Raw genomic sequence first — 19,264 nt, 5'->3', positions numbered from 1 at the left:
ATGACCACGGTGAATCTCACCAGTAATTATTTTGAGCTGTTTGAATTGCCGGTTTCCTATGATGTCAATCTCCAGGATTTAAGCGAAAGATTTCGCCGGTTGCAATCCATCGTACACCCTGACAACTTTGCCAATAAAGGCGATGCTGAAAGGCGTTTGTCCGTGCAACAATCCGCGCTGATTAATGAGGCCTATCAAACGTTGCGAGGTCCCTTGAGCCGGGCAATCTATATGTTAGGTTTGGCAGGGTGTGATGTGTTGCACGATACGGCGACATCAATGGATCAGGGTTTTTTAATGCAGCAAATGGAATTGCGGGAATCTCTGGCCGCTATCAGCAGTGCGGCAGACCCTGTGGGCGAATTGTTGGATTTTAACAAGGGACTGGATCAATTGCTGACGCAGGTTTTAGAACAATTGCGGCCATTGATGAAAAGTTTGGGCAGCTTGCAGGAACAGTTACAACACTCTAAGGATTTGGTGAAACGCCTGCAATTCATCAGTAAATTACAACAGGAAAGTCGGGAGTTGGAAGAGCAATTGCTGTAACTTACTTCTCCCGGCAGCTGGATTAAAATAGACAAGAACCTACCCCAGGTTCCAGATAATACGGATTATGGCTTTAATACAAATCAGTGAACCCGGGCAGTCTACTGCCCCACATCAACATCGGCTGGCGGTGGGTATCGATTTAGGAACCACTAATTCCCTGGTGGCAACTGTACGCAGCGGTTTGGCGGAAACCATCGCCGATGCCCAGGGAATGCACCTGCTGCCTTCAGTGGTACGTTATAAAGATAACGGCAGTTGTGATGTGGGTAGTGAGGCACGCGCGGCTATGATTGAGGATCCACAGAACACCATATTGTCCGTCAAGCGGATTATGGGGCGTGGTTATGATGATGTCATGGCAGATGCCGCGAAGATTGCCGAGTACGTGAAAACCGAATCCGCCGTACCCAAAATTCGTACCGCTGCCGGAGACAAAAGCGCGGTAGAGGTTTCCGCTGACATCCTTGCCCATTTGCGAGGGCGTGCAGAGCAGGCTCTGGGCGGTGAGTTGACCGGCTGTGTCATTACTGTGCCGGCTTATTTTGATGATGCTCAGCGCCAGGCAACTAAAGATGCGGCTACACTGGCCGGTTTGCATGTTTTCCGTCTATTAAATGAGCCCACGGCAGCGGCAGTGGCTTATGGGTTGGATCAGCAGGCCGAAGGCGTACATGTGATCTACGATTTGGGCGGGGGAACTTTTGATGTATCTATCCTGCGTCTGCATCGGGGTGTATTTGAGGTTATGTCCACGGCCGGCGATACGGCGCTGGGCGGTGACGATATGGACAAACTGATTATGGACTGGATGGTGTCCAGGGCCGCTGTCCAGATCGATGTAAGTACTCAAGAATCAGCCACTTTTAAGCGTGCCCTGCGCCACGAAGCCTGCCGAGTCAAGGAACAGCTGAGTCAGGCGGAGCAAGTGCCCATCCAGTTGAATCTACCGGGCGGTATCCAGTGGAGTGAGCGACTAACTCGGGAGGAGTTTAACCGCCTTATTGACCCTGTTGTTAAGCGTACCCTCTTGTCTTGTCGCCGGGCTTTGCGTGATGCGGGTATTGAGGTGCACGAGGTGCAGGATGTGGTGATGGTGGGAGGCTCCACGCGAGTTCCCTATGTTCGCAGCCAAGTGGGTGAGTTTTTCGAGTGTGAACCGCTGGTGGATCTTGATCCTGACAAAGTGGTCGCCTTGGGTGCAGCGATTCAGGCGGATATTTTGGCCGGTAACAAACCGGATGATCAATTATTATTGCTGGATGTGATCCCTCTGTCTTTGGGTATAGAGACCATGGGTGGTTTAACGGAGAAAGTGATTCAAAGAAACACCACTATTCCTGTTTCCAAGGCGCAGGACTTTACTACTTTTAAAGACGGTCAGACGGCCATGTCCATTCATGTGGTACAGGGTGAGCGCGAGTTGGTGAGTGATTGTCGCTCTCTGGCAAAATTTGAGCTCAGAGGCATTCCTCCCATGGTTGCCGGTGCGGCCCGAATTCGTGTGACATTCCAGGTGGATGCGGACGGTTTGTTATCTGTCAGCGCCCGAGAACAAACCCAGGGGATTGAATCCAACGTACAAGTCAAACCTTCATACGGCTTAACGGATACGGAAATAGAAACCATGCTGCGTGAGGCCATGGCTCATGCCAGCGAAGACGTGGCCGCTCGCAATCTTAATGAACAGAGGGTTGAAGCACAGCGAGTGTTGGAGGCTTTGGTGCAAGCTTTAAAGGAAGACGGTGAGCAACTGTTGTCGCCGCAGGAGATCGAACAGTTGCAACACGGTATGGATAATTTACAACAGCTGTTAAACCGTAGCGAAAATCATAGAGAGATCAAACAGGCCGTGGATCAATTAAACAACGATTCGGTGGAATTTGCCGCCAGGCGTATGGATGCCGGCATCAAGAAAGCCATGGCCGGGCATAAAGTTGGAGATTTTGAATAGGCATGACCCAAATAATATTTTTACCCCATGAAGAAATTTGTCCGGACGGCGCTGTTATAGAGGCCGAACCCGGGACCACTATTTGCGATGCGGCACAGAAAAACGGTATTGAGATTGAGCATGCCTGTGAAAAATCCTGCGCTTGTACTACCTGTCACGTTATTATTCGTGAAGGCTTTAGTAGTCTCGATGAGGCCGAGGAAGAAGAAGAAGATCTTTTGGATAAGGCTTGGGGACTGGAGCCGGAGTCGCGCTTGAGTTGCCAAGCGAAGGTTGGGGATCAGGATTTAATTGTGGAGATTCCCAAATACACTATAAATATGGTTTCTGAAAACCACTAGCCTTCGGGAAAACACAATGGAACTGAAATGGACCGATTCCCTGGAAATCGCAATAGCCCTGGATGAAGCGCATCCTGATGTGGACCCGCGCAATATTCGGTTTACCGACCTTATGGCCTGGGTTTTGGCACTGGACGATTTCAATGATGACGCAGAACACTGTGGCGAGAAAATCCTGGAGGCGATCCAAATGAATTGGATTGAAGAGCGGGATTGAAGTAAATCACCCACCATTAGTCTTTTCCCAGCCCGCATTGCAAACCTGTCTGCGATACAAGTCCCCGCCTTGGCATGATCCTCGCTTGAATTAACCGTGGTTTTTTCTCAGGGAACATAAGAGGTGGATCGATGAGCTCAAACATGGAAGAGCAAATTACAAAGGAATTGTTGGACGAGTTGCACTCAGATCAAATGGTGCTGCCCAGTCTTCCGGAAGTGGCCTTGAAAATCAGAGAGGTACTGGAAGATCCGGATGTGAGCACCCAGCGTATTGCCGAGGTCATTCAAACGGATGCCGGTTTGACTGCCCGGTTGATTCAGGTGGCCAACAGCCCATTGATACGCGGCAGCACACGTATAGAAACGGTGGAATCGGCGGTGACCCGCATGGGCAATTCCATGGTGACTAATTTGGCTAACAGCTTGATAGTTCAGCAAATGTTTCAGCCAACCACGGAGGTTTCCGATACCAAGTTTCGCGAATTTTGGGATCATAGCGCTCAAGTGGCGGCCATCTCCCATGCATTGTCAGGCTTTGCCAAGCTGAAACCGGATCAAGCCTTACTTGCCGGGTTGATGCATGATATTGGTATGTTGCCCATTATCAAACGAGCCGAGGATGTACCCGAGTTGCTCAATGATAACGCCTTGCTGGACAGGGTTATTCGCAATACCCACACCGCTATTGGTGAGGCAATGCTGAAAAAATGGGAGTTTCCGGAGATGTTTGTCGATGTGGCAGCTCACCATGAAAATGTACTACGCCGGCATGATGGGGCTGCGGATTTTCTGGATTTGGTAATTGTTGCGAATCTACAGAGCTATGTGGACAAAGACCATGAATTGGCTAAGGTCGACTGGGAGACGGTCCCGGCCTTTGCAAAGCTGGGTTTGGATACCAGCGTTAGTGTGGTTGATATGTCTGAGGGAGAGAATATCCAAGAAGTGCACGACGCCCTGATGATTTAAGCGTTAAGGTCCATCAGCAAGGGCAAAAAACCTCCCCATCCAACAATTAATTCAGTGTATAATTAAATGTTAATCACTGAATAAAACGGTTTGATTCCGGGCTCGGAATGAGGCCGGCGAACCCTTTGAAATTGTTGGAGTTGTTGAATGGCTATTGAAAGAACCTTTTCTATAATCAAACCTGATGCGGTTGCTAAAAATGTGATTGGCAAAATCTACGACCGTTTTGAGTCTGCGGGTTTGCGTATCGTCGCCTCTAAGATGATTCACATGTCTAAAGAGCAGGCTGAGGGGTTTTATGCTGTTCACAAAGAGCGCCCTTTTTTCAAGGATCTGGTTGAGTTTATGACCTCCGGCCCAGTAATGGTTCAGGTGCTGGAAGGGGAGAATGCCATCAGCAAGAATCGGGAAATCATGGGTGCAACCAATCCTGCCGACGCGGCAGCGGGAACCATTCGCGCTGATTTTGCCAGTACCATAGATGAAAACGCTGTTCACGGTTCTGACGGGCCGGATACCGCCAAAGCTGAAATAGCGTTTATGTTTACACCTCAGGAATTGTGCGAGCGCACCCGCTGATTTGCAGGGGAATTGCTACATGAGCACTAAAATTAATCTGTTGGATTTTCCCCGTAAGGAGTTGGACCAGTTTTTCACTCAGCTGGGTGAAAAGACCTTTCGGACCAATCAGGTCCTCAAATGGGTACACCAATTGGGTGTGTCCGATTTTGATGCTATGAGCAATCTCAGTAAAAAGCTGCGAGCTCAACTGCAGGAAATTGCCGAAGTTAGGGCACCTGAGGTGGTTTTGGATGTCCAATCTGAAGACGGCAGCCGCAAGTGGGTGCTGAAAATGGACAGCGGTAATCACGTGGAAATGGTGTTCATTCCCGAAAGTGGCCGTGGAACCCTGTGCGTGTCCTCTCAAATCGGTTGCGCGTTGGAGTGTTCTTTTTGTTCCACCGCACGGCAAGGTTTTAATCGCAATCTCAGTGTTCACGAGATTATTGGCCAACTTTGGGTAGCCAATAAAGCACTGGGGTATACCAAGGATCAACGTGTCATTTCCAATGTAGTGCTTATGGGGATGGGTGAACCGTTGCTCAATTTCGACAATGTGGTCAAAGCCACGGACTTGATGATGGATGATTTCGCCTATGGGTTGTCCAAGCGTCGGGTCACATTGAGTACTGCCGGTGTAGTACCGGCGCTGTACCGTTTGGCGAAAGTGACGGATATTAGTTTGGCCCTGTCCCTGCATGCCCCTAATGATGAGTTGCGCAACGAACTGGTGCCACTGAACCGTAAGTACCCGATTGCCGAGGTGCTGGAGGCCAGCGAACACTATGTGAATTATGAGCGCAGCCGCTTAATTACAATTGAATACGTCATGTTGAAAGGTGTAAATGATCAAATGCATCATGCTGAGGAGTTGATTCGCTTACTACGCGGGCGTCCGGTGAAAGTCAATTTGATACCGTTTAATCCCTTTCCCCAGTCGCATTATGAACGTTCCAGCGCAGCGGTAATTCGGGCGTTTCAGGAAAAACTGGTGCAAGGTGGGTTGAATACTGTTACGCGAAAAACCCGAGGTGACGATATTGATGCCGCTTGTGGTCAGTTAGTGGGACGTGTCGAGGACAAGACTAAACGAACCACACGCAACGAGGTGATGGTACGGGAGGCCGGTTAGGTGGTTAATCCTCTTGCCTGGCTTATTATGCTTTCTCTGGTGTTGACGCTGGCTGCGTGCTCAGTGATGGACCCTAAAGAAACGAAAGAATTTAAAATCGCCGATGTCAATTTAAAACTCGGCATGGGTTATTTGGAGCAAAATCGTCTGGATGATGCTTTGCGCGTTTTGCTCAAGGCATTACGGGCGAAAAGCGACTACGGTGATGTACACACCGTTTTAGCAGTGGTGTACGACCGCCTGTATAAATATGACGAAGCGGAAGATCATTATACTTCCGCCGTATCACTTCAACCGGAAAAAGTAGACGTCTACAATAATTACGGAGGCTTCTTGTGTCGACAGGGAAACTTCGAGGATGCGGAATATTATTTTAAAAAAGCATTGGAGTTCCGCAGAAATGATATTCGTGAGCAAGTGTATGAAAATGCTGGAATATGCGCCGCTCAGGTTCCGGATTTGAAAAAAGCGGAAGAGTATTTTCGCAAAGCTTTGCAAATTAACGCAGAGCTTCCTAAGTCATTGTTAGGTATGGCGAATATCATGTTTTCTAAACAGCGGTATTTGTCAGTTCGGGCTTATTTGCAACGGTTTGAAGCGGTATCGCAGCCCAATCCGCAAAGTCTGTTGTTGGGAATTCAGGCGGAGCGTAAACTGGGAGATGCAAAGGCGGAACAGCGTTATGCCTCATCATTGCGTGCCGGCTTTCCAAAGTCCCGAGAATTTAATCAATGGTTAAATGAAACATCGCAAGGAGATACAACGCCATGAGCGATGAAACAGCTGAAGCTGAAGTTGAAGAAACGGTTGAAGTTTACGCTCGCACTCCCGCCGTGGGGGCACGTCTGCAACGAGCTCGAGAAGATCGCAATATTGAACGGGCTGATATTGCCCGATGGTTGAAGCTGGATGTAAAAACCATAGCTGCCATTGAGCAAGATGATGCGGATGTTTTGCCTCAGCCGGTGTACACCGTGGGATATTTGCGTGCCTACGCCAAGCTGGTGGAGCTGTCGCCGGACTCTGTTGCCTCGGATTATTTACAGTCGCATGAGACCAGCGGAGCCGAAGTGCCGATTTATCGACAGGCAACGGTGCATTCCAGGTTGCAAAAGGTCACCGAGTCTTTGCCCAAAGGTTTTACCTTGTTTGCCCATTCTAATTTAGCGCTGCTAAAGCGCTATGGGGCTATCACCGGTGCTTTGGCGGTATTGGTGACCATGAGTTGGTTTTCTCTGTATTATTCAGACGATGTTCCGGTACCCGAGCTGCAGACCCGTCTGGATGACGCAGTGGAAAAAAATATTCAGTCCACGAATCTGGAAGTGTTGAGCAACGATGTTGCTCCTATCGATGCAGATACACTGTCCCGGTTACAGGGTTCTGAAGAAAAGCCCCAACAAGTGACTAAACCCTTGACATTGGAAAAGCGTGAGCGTACCGATACCGGTTTTATCGCGCCTTTGGAAACTACGGAAGATTTGAAGACGAATCTGTCCTTAAAATTCAGTGCCAATTCCTGGGTGCAAATCATGGATGCGACCGGCAAGCCCTTAATGAAAAGCTTGGGGTTAGCTGGGGCTACCAAAGAGCTGAGTGGCGTAGCACCGTTTGATGTGATTTTGGGTAACGGCCCCGCTGTTGAAATAAAATACAACGGAGAAGTCTATGATTTCTCCAAGTACCAGGGAAAAGAGGATGTGGCCAGGTTTACTTTAAAGGCTCCATAGTCGTTGGACAAAACAAGAATTTAATACATAAGGTCTTAGAGTTTTATGCAGCTTAGTTATACGATTAAGCGTCGAGCCTCTCGACGCATAATGGTGGGGAATGTTCCCATAGGGGGTGGAGCACCTATCGCAGTGCAGAGTATGACCAATACGGAAACTTGCGATGTGGATGCCACTGTGGCACAGATACGTGCCCTGGAACAGGTGGGAGCGGATATTGTTCGAGTCTCTGTACCCAGTATGGATGCGGCGGAAGCCTTTGGAAAAATTCGCCGGCAGGTAGCCGTGCCCTTAGTGGCAGACATTCATTTTGATTACAAAATTGCCTTGCGGGTTGCTCAATTGGGTGTGGATTGTTTGCGTATCAATCCCGGTAACATTGGACGCGAAGATCGGGTGCGCGCCGTGGTGTCGGCGGCACGGGATGGCAACATTCCCATTCGCATTGGTGTTAATGCGGGATCCTTGGAAAAGGATTTACAGAAAAAATACGGCGAACCCACGCCACAAGCCCTGGTAGAATCCGCGAAAAGACATATTGATATTTTAGATAAGCTGGATTTTCCAGACTTTAAAATCAGCCTGAAAGCATCCGATGTGTTTATGACCGTAATGGCCTACCGAGAGCTGGCGACACAAATCGAGCAACCTTTGCACCTGGGTATTACGGAAGCCGGCAGCATTCGCTCCGGTGCGGTAAAATCCGCCATTGGTCTGGGTATGTTGCTGGCCGAGGGTATTGGCGATACCATTCGCGTCTCGCTGGCAGCTGATCCGGTTGAGGAAATCAAAGTGGGCTTTGATATTTTGAAAAGCCTGCACATTCGCCGAAAAGGGATTAACCTCATTGCCTGTCCTTCCTGTTCGCGGCAAAAGTTCGATGTGATTGCTACCGTCAATGCATTGGAAGAACGTTTGGAAGATATTTTGGTACCCTTGGATGTAGCCGTGATCGGCTGCGTGGTTAATGGACCGGGAGAGGCGAAAGAAGCCCATGTGGGTTTAACCGGGGGGGAGCCCAATCTGCTGTACATGGGCGGCAAACCGCACCATAAAGTCACGGATGAGCAACTCGTGGACGAATTGGAAAAAGCCATTCGCCGGCAAATCCGGGAGCAGCAAGATAACGCTGCGGGAACCGACGAGGTTGTGCAAGTTAACCTGAACCACGTGGGCTAGTTAGAGGCGAATCGCGGACAGCTGCTTCGAGATATGGGCTGGAACCAAGCCGGCACTTATCCGTCCAATACAACAGCATTTCACGCGATAATAAAAAATCGGGGATTTTTTCGTGTCAAAATCAATTCAAGCCATTCGGGGAATGAAAGATTTTTCACCGGATGAAACACCCTATTGGCAAGCTCTGGAAGCGCAAACAAGGCGCTTGATGACGCAATACGGTTACAGCGAAATTCGCATGCCCATCGTGGAGAAAACTGAACTGTTTAAGCGCTCCATTGGTGAAGTGACCGATATTGTCGAAAAAGAAATGTACAGTTTCGAGGACCGCAATGGTGATTGGCTCACCCTGCGTCCGGAAGGCACCGCCGGTTGCGTGCGTGCCGGGATCGAAAATGGCTTGTTATACAATCAGACTCAACGCTTGTGGTATATGGGTCCTATGTTTCGTCATGAACGACCCCAGAAAGGTCGTTATCGTCAATTTCACCAAATCGGCGTTGAGACCTTTGGGTTCCAAGGTCCGGATATGGATGCCGAATTGATTTTGTTGAGCGCCCGCTTGTGGCGAGCCCTGGGTCTACAGGGGCTGCAATTACAAATCAATTCCTTAGGCACGCCTCAGTGCCGGGTACAATACCGGGAACAATTGGTGGAATATTTTAGTGCTCATAAAGAGCAGTTGGATGAAGACAGTACGCGGCGCTTACACAGCAATCCGATGCGCATCCTGGATAGCAAAAATCCGGACCTGTATGCCCTGGTGCAGGATGCACCTAAACTGGAGGAATATTTGGACTCAGAATCCAGGGAGCACTTTCAGGCATTGCAAGCCATGTTGGATGCTGCTGGTGTGGATTATGTTATCAATCCCTGCCTGGTGCGAGGCTTGGATTACTATACCAAAACCGTCTTTGAGTGGATTACTGACCGTCTGGGAGCCCAGAGCGCAGTTTGTGCAGGCGGTCGCTTTGATGGTTTGGTGGAACAGTTGGGCGGTAAGCCCAGCCCAGCTGCCGGTTTTGCTATTGGTATGGAGCGTTTGTTTGAGTTGGTCAAGGATCACCTGCAACCCCAGCATTTACCCCATGTCTACCTGATTGGGCTAGGGGACGCACAAATTGCGGCGATGCAATTGGCGGAGCGCTTACGCGATGAGCTACCCGAGCTGCGTCTGGTGAATCATTGTGGCGGCGGTGGAATGAAAGCTCAGTTCAAGAAAGCGGACAAGTCCGGTGCTGCACTGGCATTGATTCTGGGGGAAGCGGAGTTGCAAAATAATTCAATAAGTATTAAGTACTTACGGGATAACCGGGAACAAGAGACGGTTCCGCTGCAAAAGTTACAGGAAATTCTGGCCCAAGTGCTGTCCAAGTCAGGCCGAGTTTAGTAAAGTGTCGGGCTGGCGCGCGCTAGGCGCCACTGAATGTTAACCATTGGAGACCGCAGGTCAGGTATCATGAACTACGAAACAGAAGAGCAACAGGTCGAAGCCCTTAAAAAATGGTGGAAGGACAACGGCAAATCCGTTATTGGCGGTGTTCTGTTGGGAATAGGTGTGTTGTTAGGTGGTCAGGCGTGGCTCAAATCCCACTACTCCCATATAGAAGTGGCTTCCGCTGAATACGAACTGATGTCGCAAGAGGTTGGAAAATCCAATTTTACCAAAGCGGAAGAATTGGGTGCCTCGTTATTAGGGCAATATGCAGATACGGCCTATGCCCCCTTTGCCGCTCTACTAATGGCTAAAATCAAAGTGGAACAGCAGGATTTGGTCGCAGCCAAAACTCATTTGAACTGGGCTATTTCCAATACGGATGATGTAGATCTCCAGCATGTGGCGCGATTGCGTTTAATGCGGGTGTTGCTGGCTGAAGGTAACGCCGATGAGGCTCTGAGCTTGCAGGACAGCGTACAAAAAGGTGGCTTTGCTGCAGCCTATGAAGAAGTCAAAGGCGACATTTATGTTGCTAAAGGTGAAATCGATCAGGCACGAAGCGCTTATGCCATGGCTTTGCAAAAACTGGAACCTGACTCACGCGCGCGTAACTTTATTGAAATGAAGCTGGATGATTTAGGTAAGCCTGCAGACCTCTCCGTTGCGAAAGAGTCCTGATAATGAAAAAGCTGGTATTTGCCGTGTTGCCGTTGTTGATTGGCGCCTGCTCAACATCCTATAAAGAACTCAAAGAACTGCAGGCGGTCACGCCGAAAATTCAACTGGCAACGCAATGGGTGTCACAAAGCGGAGACAAGCATTACCGAGAATTTCGTCAATTGCCGATGGTCAGTGCTGACGGCATCGTCTACGTCGCCAATGAGTCAGGTTACGTGGCAGCTCTGCAATTGCTCAATGGTAAAATCAAGTGGCAGGTACGTTTGTCCGGTGATCGCATTATTGCCGGTCCTGGCTTGGGTCAACAAACATTAGTGCTGGTCCAGGACGATTCCACGGTGGTAGCTCTGGATATTGCATCAGGCCGGGAAAAATGGCGTCACAAAGCGGATACGGAAATTGTAATACAGCCGGTGATCGCTCAGGATAAAGTATTATTGCAATCTATTGCCGGGTACTTGATCGCTTTGAATCTACACGATGGTCATCGTATCTGGACGGAGAAACAAACAGTACCAGCCCTGAGTCTGCGAGGCGGAGCCACTCCCTTGGTGCTGGACGGAAAAATTGTCGCCGGTTTTGATAATGGTAAGTTGATCGCCTACGACCTGAGCCGCGGTAAAAGCTTGTGGGAACTGGCGTTAGCCGTACCCCACGGGCGCACCGATACTGAGCGTATGGTGGATGTGGATGCGCGCATGTACGCGTCGGGTAACACCATTTACGCAGTATCTTACCAGGGGCGGGTGGCTGCTATCTCAGCGCGGGACGGCAATGTGATTTGGTCTCGAGACATGTCATCCTATTCCGGAATTACGGTTCACGGAGATAAGCTCTATCTGAGCGACTCACAGGGAATTGTTTGGGCATTGGATACCAATACAGGGGCCACCGTATGGCGTCAGGAAAACCTCGCTGACCGGGACCCCGGAACCCCGGTAGTTTTGGGTAAGACAGTCGTGGTTGGGGATGTGACCGGTAATATTCATTGGTTATCCCAAGAAGACGGAGATTTTTTAGCGCGTTTGCATATGCAGGATGTTTATCTTAGCGCGTTTGTGGATTGGGGCGATGGCGAGCCTATTGAAGACTGGGACTATGCCATTAGTGCTACACCCGTTGTGGCCGGTACTCGTGTATTGGTGCGTGATAACGTCGGTTCTTTGGCGGCCTTTGAAATTATCGAACCCACCGTTAAGGCTTTGACAGAAACACCTAAAGCACCCAAAAACCCCGAAAAATCCACCAAGACAAATCCCTGAGACGGTTTGAATACTCATGAAGCCCGTCATTGCGTTAGTCGGTCGCCCCAATGTGGGCAAATCCACTTTATTTAATTGCTTAACCCGGTCTCGAGACGCCCTGGTGGCGGATCAACCTGGCTTGACCCGTGATCGTAAATACGGCGAAGGCCGCCTCGGTTCCAAGCCGTTCATTGTGATTGATACCGGCGGTCTAAGTGGCGACGAACAGAATTTGGATGTGAAAATGGCCGGCCAGGTTTGGCAGGCAGTAGAGGAAGCGGACACCGTACTGTTTCTGGTCAGCGCGCGGGAGGGATTGAGTTCACAGGATCATGAAATAGCCACCCAACTCCGCCCTTTTAACAAACGGGTGCAATTGGTGGTAAACAAAATTGACGGTACGAATCCCGATGTGAGTGTCTCCGAATTCTACGCACTCGGCTTGGGAGACCCCATCGGTATTACAGCGTCTCATGGCGGTGGCGTAACAAGTTTGATCGAAGCCGTCCTTCAAGATGTTCCCGATGAAGACGATCTCGAGGGCGAGAATGAAGATGCGGGCATTCGCATTGCCATTGTTGGCAAACCCAACGTGGGTAAATCGACCCTTGTCAATCGGCTTTTGGGCGAAGATCGTGTTCTTGCCTTAGATATGCCGGGAACCACCCGCGACAGTATTTTTATTCCTTTTGAACGGGACGGAAAAAAATTCACATTGATTGATACGGCCGGAGTCCGGCGTAAATCCAAAATCGACGATAAACTGGAGAAGTTTAGCGTTATTAAAGCTTTGCAGGCAGTGGAAGCTGCCAATGTGGTGTTGATGGTGGTGGATGCCCGTGAAGGGATCAGTGACCAGGATGCCCATTTGCTGGGTTTTGTGTTGGATGCGGGTAAAGCCCTGGTGATTGCAGTTAACAAGTGGGATGGCTTGGCAGCGGATGAACGCGACCAGGTGAAATCAGAATTGCAACGGCGCTTACAGTTTGCAGATTTTGCCGAGATTCATTTTATATCGGCATTGCACGGCAGCGGGGTAGGTAAGTTGTACAAGCCTATAGAACAAGCTTACCGTTCTGCATTTATTGATGTGTCGACTTCTGAGCTGACCACTTTACTGGAAAACGCGGTGACGGCACATCAGCCGCAACTGGTTAAAGGGCGTCGTATTAAATTACGGTATGCTCACCAAGGGGGGCGTAATCCACCGCGCATCATTATTCACGGCAACCAAGTGGATAAGGTTCCCAGCCACTACCAGCGTTATTTATCTAATTTTTTCCGCAAGGCGTTGCGTTTGCAAGGGACTCCTTTGCGTATAGAGTTTAAGTCCGGCCACAACCCCTTTGAAGGTAAACGCAATACTCTCACGCCAAGGCAAATTCGCAGTAAAAAACGCTTGAGAAAGTTTGTTAAGAAAAATAGATAACAAACTGCAGTAGCATTCAGTCCAAATACTTTTCCTGCCAGCGCAAATACATGCGATGCACGTGTTCGGCAAATGCCTTTTTGTCACTGAAGTTCTCCGGGTAGATGGCGTCGTAGACGTAATAATTGGCTTTGCTGTTCCGACAGGTTATAAAGTGCCACAATTTGTGTATCAAAGTTTGCGGGTCGCGCCACTCAAAGGTGTCCTGAGATTCATAATGGAGAAACACCGGTAGAATAGGGATACCTGTTTGCAGGGAGATATCAAAAGCACCATACTGAAACGGTGCTATCCGTCGCCCTTTGCAACCACCTTCCGGAAACAATGCCACGTTATGGCCTTGTTTCAGCCGATCGATCATATTTTGCACTGCTGCTTGACGTGATTCCTTGTCTTCGCGTTTTACAAACAGGGTTTGTGCTGCGGCATTGATTTTTCCCACCAGAAACCATGAGCGTACCTCCACTTTGGCCAGTGGGTATACATCAAACAAGGCCGGAACCCCAACGTCTTCAAAAGCCGAAGGATGATTGGAAATAAAAATAAAATGGCGTGGTAAGGGTTTTTGGTTTTTTTCGTGCAGGACCAGATTCACGCCCAGGGCTCTGACAAAAAACGAGCACCAAAGCCGAAACCAGGAATGATAGGGGGTCCAACGTCCAATTCCCGGTATCCAAGCCAGCAAATACAGACTCAAGGTAAATACTGTCAGTTCGATCCAACACCAGAGTAACCAAAGTGTGCGTAGTATAAATGCCAGCATTGTCCGTCCACCGGTTGATAATAATTCAAGCTGAGAAATTTGACTTTTACATAGTATAGCGAGCAACCCCGGAATTTGGGGTTTGAAACCTGGAAAATCAGACTTTCCCATTTCTATGACTGGCGTATAATTCCGGCATGATGAATCAGTGGTATCGGGAGTCAGTGTGAATCAAAACTTTCATTTGCAAGCTATGGAAGGGTTTGTCTGTACGGGGTCCCAGTGCCCCCGCAGTTGCTGTAGTGAGAATTGGGTTATCGGCATCGATGCGGCAACCCTGGAAAAATGGCAACATTTAGGTGAAGAGGATCGTCAATATTTGCTGGATATGGTGGTGGCACCGGAGTCTCAGCCGCAACAAATGGGGAAAAATCCCAATAAGTCCTGTGTAGCCTTAAACAGGGATAAACTTTGCGATATTCAGCTTCGGTTTGGCCATGATTTTATTCCCGAGGTTTGCCGAACCTTTCCCAGATCCGTAGTACAGAATGAGCAGCGGTGCGTTTCCACCGGGTCTTTTTCCTGTCCCGAAATCGTGCAGCGATTTTTTTCCTCAGGGACTCAAACGGTATTCAGTCGGTCGGTAGAACCGTCCGAAAAGTCGGATGCTTCCACACTATTGTTAAATCAAGCAGCGGATGTCTTGGATGTCATTTTGAGTCAAAAAAAACTGCCGTTGGGTGTGATGTTGTTCTATATAACAGATGTTTTTAATGATATTTTTTCCCTTTACCATGCCGGACAACTGCAACCGCAGGCCTTGCAGAGTTTGGAGGATAATCTGGGAGCAAATCTGCAGGATATTGTGTCGTTGGTTAACCGTGGCGAGATTCGTCCCGATTCGGTAACAGCAGGTTCGTTTTGGCGCAGTATTTATTCCATGCTCACCACAGCGGATATTCATACCAAGTATTTGAGTGAACCCGGCTCCAAACTGAAACAACTCATGGAGTCGCCGGAGTCTCACGAAAATTACCAAAAAATCTACCAACACATCAGTTTCATGAGAAAAAACGCCCGCAAGAGTATGAAACTGCTGAATCCCATGCTGCGACCCTACTTAAAAGCATATTTTACTAATTTGGGATTTCCATTTGCACCCAAATATAGTCATGAGATTACCCTGGTTAATGGCATGCTTAACCTGGCTGTGCTACAAATAATGTTATGGAACCAAAATGAAACGCATGGAACAGTAGGCAAGCAGACATTTAAAGAGTGCATCACGGAAATGGATCGGCGTTTGGTGCAGAATTCAAATGTTGCCATGCAACTGCAGTCGGATTCACATATGTTGCAAGTGGAAAAGTACTGTTTGTGCTTTATTGATCTGTTTTCGGGGGCGTGAATGTTTGAACACCAGGATGTGCTGAGCAAGTTGAATGATCATATCCCTTTGAAGGAAAAGCTCGTTTACGCACATCACGTGGTACAGGAGAAGTTTCCTTTTATCGCCCGTATTGCCGTTACGGTATATGATCCAGATACCAAAGTATTGAAAACCTTTCTGCACAGCAGCGGTGATGATGATCCGCTGTTTCACTACCAGGCATTGTTGGATGAGGCCACTTCGTTGAAGGATATTCTTAGGCAGGGTAAGCCCCGGGTGGTGAACAATTTGGTGACTTTTGAGCACGGTACCCAGGAACACACCAATCGAATTGGCCGCCAGGGTTACGCTGCCAGTTATACCATGCCCATGTTTTACAGCGGTGAGTTTTTCGGTTTTTTGTTTTTTAATTCTTACGAGAAAGAAGTTTTCACCGAAAAAGTATTGACTGATTTGGATGTGTACGGTCATCTCATTTCTTTAATGATCGTGAATGAATTGTATATGCTTCGGGTTATGACGGCAGCGGTGAGTACGACCAGCCAGTTTACTCATGTGCGTGACCCTGAAACCGGCAGCCATTTAGACCGTATGTCCCGTTACAGCCGCTTAATTGCACTGGCACTGGCCGATAAATATGATTTGAATGACGAGTACATTGAGCATGTGTTTATGTTTGCGCCTTTGCACGATATAGGTAAAGTAGCTATTCCGGATAGTGTTCTGCTCAAACCTGGCAAGCTCAACTCTGCCGAAACCGTTCTAATGCACTCCCATGCCGAAAAAGGGAGAGAAATGATTGATACCATGATTGCTAACTTTGGCCTGGGGAATATTAATCACATTAATGTGCTGCGCAATATAGCCCAATATCATCACGAAGCTGTGAATGGCACCGGCTATCCGGATGGTAAATGCGGCAGTGATATTCCCCTGGAAGCACGCATCGTCGCCGTAGCGGATGTATTTGACGCCCTGACGACGCAAAGACCTTATAAGGAAGCCTGGAGCAACAGTCAGGCACTGGATATGTTGCGAAAAATGGCAGGGCAACAACTGGACCAGGATTGTGTGCAAGCCTTGCTGGATAATATGAGTCAAGTTGAAGGCATTCAATCTCAGTTTCAAGAGAATCAGTTTGGGTAGTTAGGTTTTCTTACAATTACGCTGTGATAAACGTCAGCCTCGTGTACCCGACTTCCGCCTGCCGTCGCCGTGTGCTCCAACAACGTTAAGAAAAACGCTCCCGATCATGCGGTGCCATATAATCCAACTCGGGCCCTTTGGGGACGATGCGGGTGGGGTTTATGGATTCGTGGCTGAAATAGTAGTGCCGTTTTACGTGATTCAATTCAAACGTCTCTGCTACTCCGGGGTGTTGATACAGGTCGCGTGTGTAGTTGCAAAGGTTGGGGAAATCGGCGATGCGACGCAAATTGCACTTAAAATGTCCCACGTATACCGGATCGAATCGAAGCAAGGTGGGTAATAGGCGCCAGTCGGCTTCGGTTATTTGCCCACCTGCCAGGAAGCGTTGTTGGCTTAGACGCTGTTCCAGATCATCCAACGTACTAAAAAGACTGTCAAAGGCTTTTTCATAAGCTTGTTGTGACGTGGCAAAACCACAGCGGTACACACCGTTGTTGATATGGTCGTAAACCACGTGGTTTATGGCGTCAATCTCAGTGCGTAGAGCTTCGGGGTAGTAATCCGTTTTAACGTCGGTAAACTCATTGAATGCCGAATTCAGCATTCGAATGATTTCTGACGATTCATTATTGACGATGGTATTTTGTTTTTTGTCCCATAACACCGGCACCGTGACCACACCGTCGAAATCCGGGCGAACCTTGCGGTAGACCTCGTACAGAAATTTGGAATTGTAAATGTGATCAACGGTGGAGCCTGGAAAAGTAGGGTCAAAATGCCAGCTCTCCGGGCCCATATCCGGGCTAACAACGGACACACTGATAAATTCTTCAAGTTTTTTTAAGCGTCGGTAAATCAAAGTACGGTGAGCCCAGGGGCAGGCATAGGAAACAAATAAATGGTAACGGTTAGGTTCTGCGGCAAACCCGGCTTGGCCACTGGGTCCTGCTTGGCCGTCAGGGGTTATCCAGCTTCGAAATGCAGATTCCCAGCGGATAAATTCACCGTCCGCGTTTGTATGAGGCATGAGTCGGTCTCCTATGTAGCAATGTTGGCCAATATACCACATTCAGAACGGCTTGCGCAGAAACTATATAATTAGTGTGGTTTTACAGAGTTGTAACAGAATTACTGCGATGTAAGCACTGTTTTGTATGATCCTGGCCTGGAATTTGTAGGAAAAACCTACAAGTACCTGTGCACGGAGCCGCACAGGAGTAGGGGGTAGAAAATCAGGGAAGAGATGAGGGAAATGTATAAAGACATAGTGGAGTGGTTGCCCGAAGTTATTTATACAGCGAACGCGAAAAATCTCCACATCCAGTATGTGAATAAAGCAGTAAGTCATGTCTATGGGTATACTGATGCAGATTGGATGTCCAAGGGTACTTTATGGTTGGATACCATTCACCCCTATGATCGTCAGGAAGTGCTGCGAGCCCTTAAAAATCTCTCGGTAGGCCAATCGCTGAGTCTGGAATATCGTATCACCAACAAAGATAATGAAGTTCGGTGGGTCCAGGACAGGGTCCAGCATATGAGCAACCCGGAACTGCTCTGCGGTGTTCTGATTGATATTACAGAGTTGAAAAAGCAATTAACCTACGTGGAGCAAAATCTGGATGAAATTCTGGAGGAAAGCGCTACAGTGGTATATCGCTGTGAACCGGCACAGCATTTCTCTTCCACTTTTATCAGCAACAATGTACGCAGACTCACCGGTTATGCGCCGCGCCAGTTTACCGATGACCCAACTTTTTGGGGACAACATATTCACCCGGAGGATAGAGACAGGGTATATGAGGAAATGAGGCGCTTATATGACAACGGATCGCTGGGTCACGAATATCGGTTTTTACACAGTGACGGCACTTACCATTGGATTCACGACGAATTGCGGTTAATTCGCAATCATGTGGGCGATGCGGTTGATATTATCGGTAACTGGGTCAACATCGATGAACGCAAGCAGCTGGAAACCGATAAGGCCAAACTGGAGCGAAAAATTCATCACGCACAGAAAATGCAGGCTATCGGTACATTGGCCGGCGGTATTGCCCACGAATTTAACAACATGCTGGGAATCGTCATAGGTAACACGGATTTAATAATTAATTGTACTCATCCCGATGAACGGATGAAAAAGCATTTGGGCCAGGTGTTAGCAGCGGCTAACCGCTCCAGAGACTTGGTTCAGCAACTGTTATCTTTTAGCAGGACCAATAGTCGTAAGGAAGAATTAACTGAACTGGAAGGGCAGGTGCGTAAGGAACTGGAGTTTATTCGTTCCACATTATCTTCAGCCATTGACCTACAAGTGGATAGTTGTAAAGAGCCTTTGTTTGTCCGCATTGATCATGGCGAATTAAAACAAATTCTAATTAATTTGATCAGCAATGCTGCCTATGCCATGAAACAACGAGGGAAGGTCAGCATACATTGTGAAAAAGTACAGGTGCAGCAGGGGCAGGCCGGTATGCCTTTAAATCTGGCATCAGGCAGCTATGCCCGTTTAAGTGTAAGCGACACCGGCAGTGGTATCAGCGAAGAGGCGAAACAGCGTATTTTCGAACCATTTTTTACCACCAAGAATGTGGGA

At 48.5% G+C, this 19,264-nt stretch carries 19 protein-coding genes; 17 read left to right on the top strand and 2 right to left on the bottom strand.

The features are described 5' to 3' along the window. The 14 genes from hscB (at position 1) to der (ending at position 13,423) form a co-directional block, all read left to right on the top strand. Positions 1-549 (top strand): Fe-S protein assembly co-chaperone HscB, encoded by a 549-nt coding sequence (gene hscB, locus OEY58_12270; protein MDH5326228.1) that lies wholly within the window; start codon positions 1-3, stop codon positions 547-549. 67 nt (positions 550-616) lie between these two features. Next, positions 617-2,503: a Fe-S protein assembly chaperone HscA gene (gene hscA, locus OEY58_12265; GenBank protein MDH5326227.1), complete on the top strand. Its 1,887-nt coding sequence runs from the start codon at positions 617-619 to the stop codon at positions 2,501-2,503. 2 nt (positions 2,504-2,505) lie between these two features. Further along, positions 2,506-2,844, top strand: coding sequence for an ISC system 2Fe-2S type ferredoxin (gene fdx / locus OEY58_12260; protein MDH5326226.1), 339 nt, complete (start codon positions 2,506-2,508; stop codon positions 2,842-2,844). A gap of 16 nt (positions 2,845-2,860) precedes the next feature. Then, on the top strand, positions 2,861-3,061 hold the full coding sequence (gene iscX / locus OEY58_12255) for a Fe-S cluster assembly protein IscX (protein MDH5326225.1): 201 nt from the start codon (positions 2,861-2,863) through the stop codon (positions 3,059-3,061). Positions 3,062-3,192: 131 nt separating this feature from the next. Beyond that, positions 3,193-4,032, top strand: coding sequence for an HDOD domain-containing protein (locus OEY58_12250; protein MDH5326224.1), 840 nt, complete (start codon positions 3,193-3,195; stop codon positions 4,030-4,032). A gap of 147 nt (positions 4,033-4,179) precedes the next feature. Continuing rightward, a complete protein-coding gene (gene ndk, locus OEY58_12245; GenBank protein MDH5326223.1) occupies positions 4,180-4,611 on the top strand; it encodes a nucleoside-diphosphate kinase in 432 nt (143 codons plus the stop codon). 19 nt (positions 4,612-4,630) lie between these two features. Then, the gene (gene rlmN, locus OEY58_12240; GenBank protein ID MDH5326222.1) at positions 4,631-5,725 is read left to right on the top strand and encodes a 23S rRNA (adenine(2503)-C(2))-methyltransferase RlmN; all 1,095 of its coding nucleotides are present in this window, start codon (positions 4,631-4,633) and stop codon (positions 5,723-5,725) included. After that, positions 5,726-6,496 (top strand): type IV pilus biogenesis/stability protein PilW, encoded by a 771-nt coding sequence (gene pilW, locus OEY58_12235; GenBank protein MDH5326221.1) that lies wholly within the window; start codon positions 5,726-5,728, stop codon positions 6,494-6,496. It begins immediately after the preceding gene. After that, positions 6,493-7,455 carry a DUF4115 domain-containing protein gene (locus OEY58_12230; protein MDH5326220.1) on the top strand — a complete coding sequence of 321 codons (963 nt, stop codon included), beginning with the start codon at positions 6,493-6,495 and terminating at the stop codon, positions 7,453-7,455. The genes pilW and OEY58_12230 overlap by 4 nt, the downstream gene beginning before the upstream one ends. Before the next feature lie 45 nt (positions 7,456-7,500). Continuing rightward, positions 7,501-8,634 (top strand): flavodoxin-dependent (E)-4-hydroxy-3-methylbut-2-enyl-diphosphate synthase, encoded by a 1,134-nt coding sequence (gene ispG, locus OEY58_12225; GenBank protein ID MDH5326219.1) that lies wholly within the window; start codon positions 7,501-7,503, stop codon positions 8,632-8,634. A 112-nt stretch (positions 8,635-8,746) separates the two neighbouring features. After that, a complete protein-coding gene (gene hisS / locus OEY58_12220; GenBank protein MDH5326218.1) occupies positions 8,747-10,024 on the top strand; it encodes a histidine--tRNA ligase in 1,278 nt (425 codons plus the stop codon). Positions 10,025-10,093: 69 nt separating this feature from the next. Beyond that, positions 10,094-10,750, top strand: coding sequence for a tetratricopeptide repeat protein (locus OEY58_12215; protein MDH5326217.1), 657 nt, complete (start codon positions 10,094-10,096; stop codon positions 10,748-10,750). A gap of 2 nt (positions 10,751-10,752) precedes the next feature. Continuing rightward, on the top strand, positions 10,753-12,012 hold the full coding sequence (bamB, locus tag OEY58_12210; GenBank protein ID MDH5326216.1) for an outer membrane protein assembly factor BamB: 1,260 nt from the start codon (positions 10,753-10,755) through the stop codon (positions 12,010-12,012). Positions 12,013-12,028: 16 nt separating this feature from the next. Next, complete coding sequence (der, locus tag OEY58_12205; GenBank protein ID MDH5326215.1) at positions 12,029-13,423, top strand: ribosome biogenesis GTPase Der; 1,395 nt, start codon at positions 12,029-12,031, stop codon at positions 13,421-13,423. Between the two features lie 16 nt (positions 13,424-13,439). On the opposite strand, the gene OEY58_12200 is transcribed toward der, so the two are convergent. Continuing rightward, positions 13,440-14,186 carry a 1-acyl-sn-glycerol-3-phosphate acyltransferase gene (locus OEY58_12200; protein ID MDH5326214.1) on the bottom strand — a complete coding sequence of 249 codons (747 nt, stop codon included), beginning with the start codon at positions 14,184-14,186 and terminating at the stop codon, positions 13,440-13,442. Positions 14,187-14,352: 166 nt separating this feature from the next. On the opposite strand from OEY58_12200, the gene fliB reads away from it, so the two are divergent. Both fliB and OEY58_12190 read left to right on the top strand, forming a co-directional pair. Continuing rightward, positions 14,353-15,534 carry a flagellin lysine-N-methylase gene (fliB, locus tag OEY58_12195; protein ID MDH5326213.1) on the top strand — a complete coding sequence of 394 codons (1,182 nt, stop codon included), beginning with the start codon at positions 14,353-14,355 and terminating at the stop codon, positions 15,532-15,534. Then, entirely contained in the window at positions 15,535-16,662 is a 1,128-nt protein-coding gene (locus OEY58_12190) for an HD domain-containing protein (protein ID MDH5326212.1), read from the top strand. It abuts the gene before it with no gap. Positions 16,663-16,747: 85 nt separating this feature from the next. Here OEY58_12190 and OEY58_12185 read toward each other — a convergent pair whose 3' ends face one another. Beyond that, positions 16,748-17,692 (bottom strand): glutathione S-transferase family protein, encoded by a 945-nt coding sequence (locus OEY58_12185; GenBank protein MDH5326211.1) that lies wholly within the window; start codon positions 17,690-17,692, stop codon positions 16,748-16,750. A 216-nt stretch (positions 17,693-17,908) separates the two neighbouring features. Between OEY58_12185 and OEY58_12180 the strand changes: the two genes are divergently transcribed. Further along, on the top strand, positions 17,909-19,264 hold a 1,356-nt coding region (locus tag OEY58_12180), incomplete at its 3' end, for a PAS domain-containing protein (protein ID MDH5326210.1).

The sequence above is a fragment of the Gammaproteobacteria bacterium genome, from assembly GCA_029882975.1.
GTDB lineage: Bacteria > Pseudomonadota > Gammaproteobacteria > SZUA-152 > SZUA-152 > JAJDNG01.
Note: the sequence above shows the minus strand (reverse complement) of the source record. Positions and strands in the feature narration are given on the sequence as shown.